At 24.2% G+C, this 3,808-nt stretch carries 4 protein-coding genes and 3 tRNA genes; 5 read left to right on the top strand and 2 right to left on the bottom strand.

The genetic code is table 11. The features are described 5' to 3' along the window. The first annotated feature begins 84 nt into the window (after window positions 1-84). The 4 genes from rpmG to B2G44_RS00880 all read left to right on the top strand — a co-directional run bounded on the left by rpmG (window position 85) and on the right by B2G44_RS00880 (window position 1,134). A complete protein-coding gene (gene rpmG / locus B2G44_RS02490; RefSeq protein WP_078122980.1) occupies window positions 85-177 on the top strand; it encodes a 50S ribosomal protein L33 in 93 nt (30 codons plus the stop codon). Window positions 178-346: 169 nt separating this feature from the next. Beyond that, window positions 347-420, top strand: a tRNA-Cys gene (locus B2G44_RS00890). Between the two features lie 83 nt (window positions 421-503). Next, window positions 504-827 (top strand): cyclic-di-AMP receptor, encoded by a 324-nt coding sequence (locus B2G44_RS00885; protein ID WP_078122979.1) that lies wholly within the window; start codon window positions 504-506, stop codon window positions 825-827. Between the two features lie 94 nt (window positions 828-921). After that, complete coding sequence (locus tag B2G44_RS00880; RefSeq protein ID WP_078122978.1) at window positions 922-1,134, top strand: 30S ribosomal protein S15; 213 nt, start codon at window positions 922-924, stop codon at window positions 1,132-1,134. Between the two features lie 264 nt (window positions 1,135-1,398). Here the strand turns inward: B2G44_RS00880 and B2G44_RS00875 are convergent. Both B2G44_RS00875 and B2G44_RS00870 read right to left on the bottom strand, forming a co-directional pair. Then, window positions 1,399-1,473, bottom strand: a tRNA-Gly gene (locus B2G44_RS00875). A gap of 104 nt (window positions 1,474-1,577) precedes the next feature. Further along, window positions 1,578-1,651: transfer RNA gene (locus tag B2G44_RS00870), tRNA-Thr, on the bottom strand. A 216-nt stretch (window positions 1,652-1,867) separates the two neighbouring features. Between B2G44_RS00870 and B2G44_RS00865 the strand changes: the two genes are divergently transcribed. After that, on the top strand, window positions 1,868-2,293 hold the full coding sequence (locus tag B2G44_RS00865) for a hypothetical protein (protein ID WP_078122977.1): 426 nt from the start codon (window positions 1,868-1,870) through the stop codon (window positions 2,291-2,293). The last annotated feature ends 1,515 nt before the right edge of the window (window positions 2,294-3,808 follow it).

The raw sequence follows: 3,808 nt of genomic DNA, 5'->3' as shown, positions 1-3,808 counted from the left end.
GGAAACTTGCTTGTCCGGTTTGGACGGGGGCTGATTGTAAATAAAACAGCAAATACAAATCGCTGCATAAAACGCAATTAATCTATCCGTATTAAAAAACAAAATCCTAAAAATTTAGAATTGAAAAAATATTGTCCTTTCGAAAGGAAATGTTTACTTCATAAAGAAAAAAAATAATAAATTTATAATTTAATAATTTAAAAAAACATAATTTATATTATTTTTTTATTTTTAATTTTATATATAATAAATATAACGAAGTTTTAATTGTATTATTTAAAGGATATTCATGATATTCAGAATATTCAGAAATAATATTTTTAAATCTTTTGTTATTATTTTATTTGGCCCTGTAGCCAAGTGGTAAGGCATAGCTCTGCAAAAGCTTGAACATCGGTTCGAATCCGTTCAGGGCCTCCATTTTTGATAATTTAAAATTTTTTTATAAAATAATATTTTTTATATATTCAAATATTATATAATATTAGCATATGAATAAAAAAATGAAATTAATTTTAGCTATTGTTTCATCAGAGGATGCTGATGAAGTGCAACATAATTTGAGTAAAAATAACTTTTTTAGTACAAGATTATCAACTCAAGGAGGATTTTTGAGTAAAAAAAATGTTACTTTAATTATAGGTTTGCCAGCAGATAAAGTGGAACAAGCTATAGAAATTATTAAATTCCATTCTAGACAGAAAACACAAATTATACCGAATGATATTTTAAATGAATTTTCTGCTTATTATTCTTTACCTTCAGAAGTTTCTGTTGGAGGAGCTACTGTTTTTATTTTAGATGTGGAAAAATTTTTAAAATTATAATTATCTATAAAAAAAGATGATATTTTAATTTATTAATTATTAATTTTATATTTAATTTTGTTTTTGGGTTTTTGGAAGGATATCACTTAATAAAATGGCTTTGAATAAAGAACAAAAAAGAAAAATTTTAGAACAATATGATGCTAATCTTATTAATACTGGTTCTAATAAGGTACAGTTTAATTTATTAAATGTTGATATTGAAATATTATCATGTCATGTTAAAAAACATCCTGGAGATTTCCAGGCTAAACGTAGTTTAATGATGAAACTTAATCGTTTGAAAAATATAAAAGAAATGCTTTAAGTTAAGTATTTATCTTAACAAAAACATTTCTTTTTTATTTTTATTAAAAAGTTTTTAAAATTATTCAAAAATTATTTTATATTATCAAATATTATTTGATCAAATTTAAATATTTGTAATTTTTTATAATTTTCAAATTTGATCAAATAATATTTTATTTAATATTTATTTATTTTTATTAAATAATTTAGGAATTTTTTAAACTATTTATATTATATTTTATTTTAATTATAAATTTTTTAAATTTTTTGAAAAAATTATTTATGGAGCGAGTGAAGGGAATCGAACCCTCATTATATGCTTGGCAAGCATATGTAATAACCATTATACGACACCCGCGATTATATTTCATTAAAAACTATTAATAATTTTTTTAAATATTTATTGAGTTTATCATTACTATTAAATTTTACCAAAAAAGTTATTGGTTTTGACAAAATAATTGGTGCCCTTAATAAGAATTGAACTTATATTACATCATTACCATTGATGTGTTTTACCATTAAACTATAAGGGCTATATGTTTTATTGTATTAATAGGATAATTATATCATAAACATCCATTAATGAAATGAATATAGTTAAAAATTTTAATATAAAATTTTATTTTTTATTGTTAAATATAATATTTAATTTTACTATTAATTTGTGTATAATGAAAGTGACTATTTCGACTAATTAAAATAAAATTAGAGAATGAAATTAGAATGCAATTGCAGAGGAGTTTTTTAAAATGTCAGCAGATCAAATTAGTCTACGTAGTATAGGTTATTTAAAGTTTTTTTCCGAAAAAAGAATAACGGATAATCACGAAGAAAAAGGTAATTATGGATTTATTTATAGAAATCCTAATTTATCAGAAGAACAAAAATTAATATTACAAAATAAAGTTCAAGAATTAAAAAACATGGTATCAGATTCTGAAATTTCCAATGAGGAAATGAATGAAAAATATTCAGAAATTAAAGAATTAATTGGTTTAGATACTAAAACATTAGAAGAAGTTTTTTTTCATGTTTCGCAAATAGCAGATAGATCTGTTATAGAAATGACGCCTGAAGATAGAAGAAACTTTTTTTATCAAGGTGCTCTTTTTGAATTTGATGTAGAATCTACTCAACAAGGTTTAAAAGCTGTTAGAATTAATAAAATTTTTTAATTTATTTTTATATATCATCAAAAAAGACTTGAAAAAGTCTTTTTTTATTGTTAGGTATAAAAAATTAATTTATTTTTGTAAAATCATAAATATAATATAAGGAAGTGAGTTTTTAATAAATAAATGCAAAAATTTACTAATGAATCGGTTAGGGCGCCAAAGAGGCCTAAATATTAAGTGAACTAACCACTCACCAGGGCGATAAACTCTGAAAGGATAAGAACGGTTACTGAAAGGAAACAATCAGGAATTACAGCAGTTCTTAAAAGCGGGTTGCGATGAAGTAGTTAGTCAAAATGACCTCGCTACCGAATAGTTCTAAGGATAAACCTGGAATGGTCTAAGAAGATAAGAAGATGTAGTTTCCTAACCTGTCTCGCAAACTACTGTACTCGAGCAGTCCAGAAGCTATCGATATAAGTAACTGATATTGGATAGTTTATCAACTAAAAAACATGGAATCTCACCGTTAATCTAACGGTCACTTCTCCTAAGGAATTAAGGTCGATATTTAGAGTAACTTGGAGAATCCTAAAGGCAGAGTTATTAAATTAACCAATAATGAGATGAAAGTCATTAGGCCCAAGGATAAAGCGACTTTTTAGTAGTCGGAGGAGTAAAACTTAATTTGGAATCATTTAAGTCAATCGTCCTCTCAGGAAGAAGGTTAATGACCTTTATAGGGCGAAAGAAGTTAGTAATTTATTGTTTATTCAATGGAATTAGCGCAAATGCCAAAAATTTTGCTGATCAATAAACTAAGCTTTTGCAAATATTTAATATCATTTGGAATTGTTGTTTAAATAATCAGAGTAATATATAATTAATATTTATCTAGATTTCAATCACATTGTGGCTATTTGACTCAAAAAATATTAATGATATTAAACTCTGGAAAATGGAAAAATACTTCCGAGAATACTTAAAAAAAGCCATTAATAATTTCAATTAGTTTGATAAATTCTTGTCTTATAAGAAAATTTAAAAATCGGTCTCTCGTTATTCTTGCTATAAAATCCATTAATCAAGAAGGTTATGAAATAATTATTAACTTTTTATTTTCGAAAATATTTTTTTAGAATGGAGTTTTTTTGGATTTCTAACCAAAAATTTTTTTTCATGATGCCATTCAAATATGTGAAGCAGAGATTCAAAAGGAATTGATTATATTATCAAAATTGATATTAATAGTTTTTTTAAATCATTAACCATGAAATTTACTTACAAAAAATAAAAAAATATATTCAAAAAGTCAACTTTTATCAAAAAATATAAAAAAACTGAGGAACATCAAAACAATTTAGATCTGATTATTAATCTTCAGATTAAGATCAAAAAGATATTAATTTTTTCTGATTTTAGAAATTTATCATACAAAAATCGGACACGATTAGAACTGGTGTGGCCTTGGGTCGTTTATTCTTGGGATAAAATTAAAAAAATGCGTAATCACAAGGGAAATCCCGATATTACCATTAATAGATTTATATTCTAAGGCCGTACACACCTAACTGA

The sequence above is a fragment of the Candidatus Phytoplasma citri genome, from assembly GCF_002009625.1.
GTDB classification, from domain to species: domain Bacteria; phylum Bacillota_I; class Bacilli_A; order Acholeplasmatales; family Acholeplasmataceae; genus Phytoplasma; species Phytoplasma citri.
This window is presented reverse-complemented; position numbering and strand designations above follow the sequence as displayed.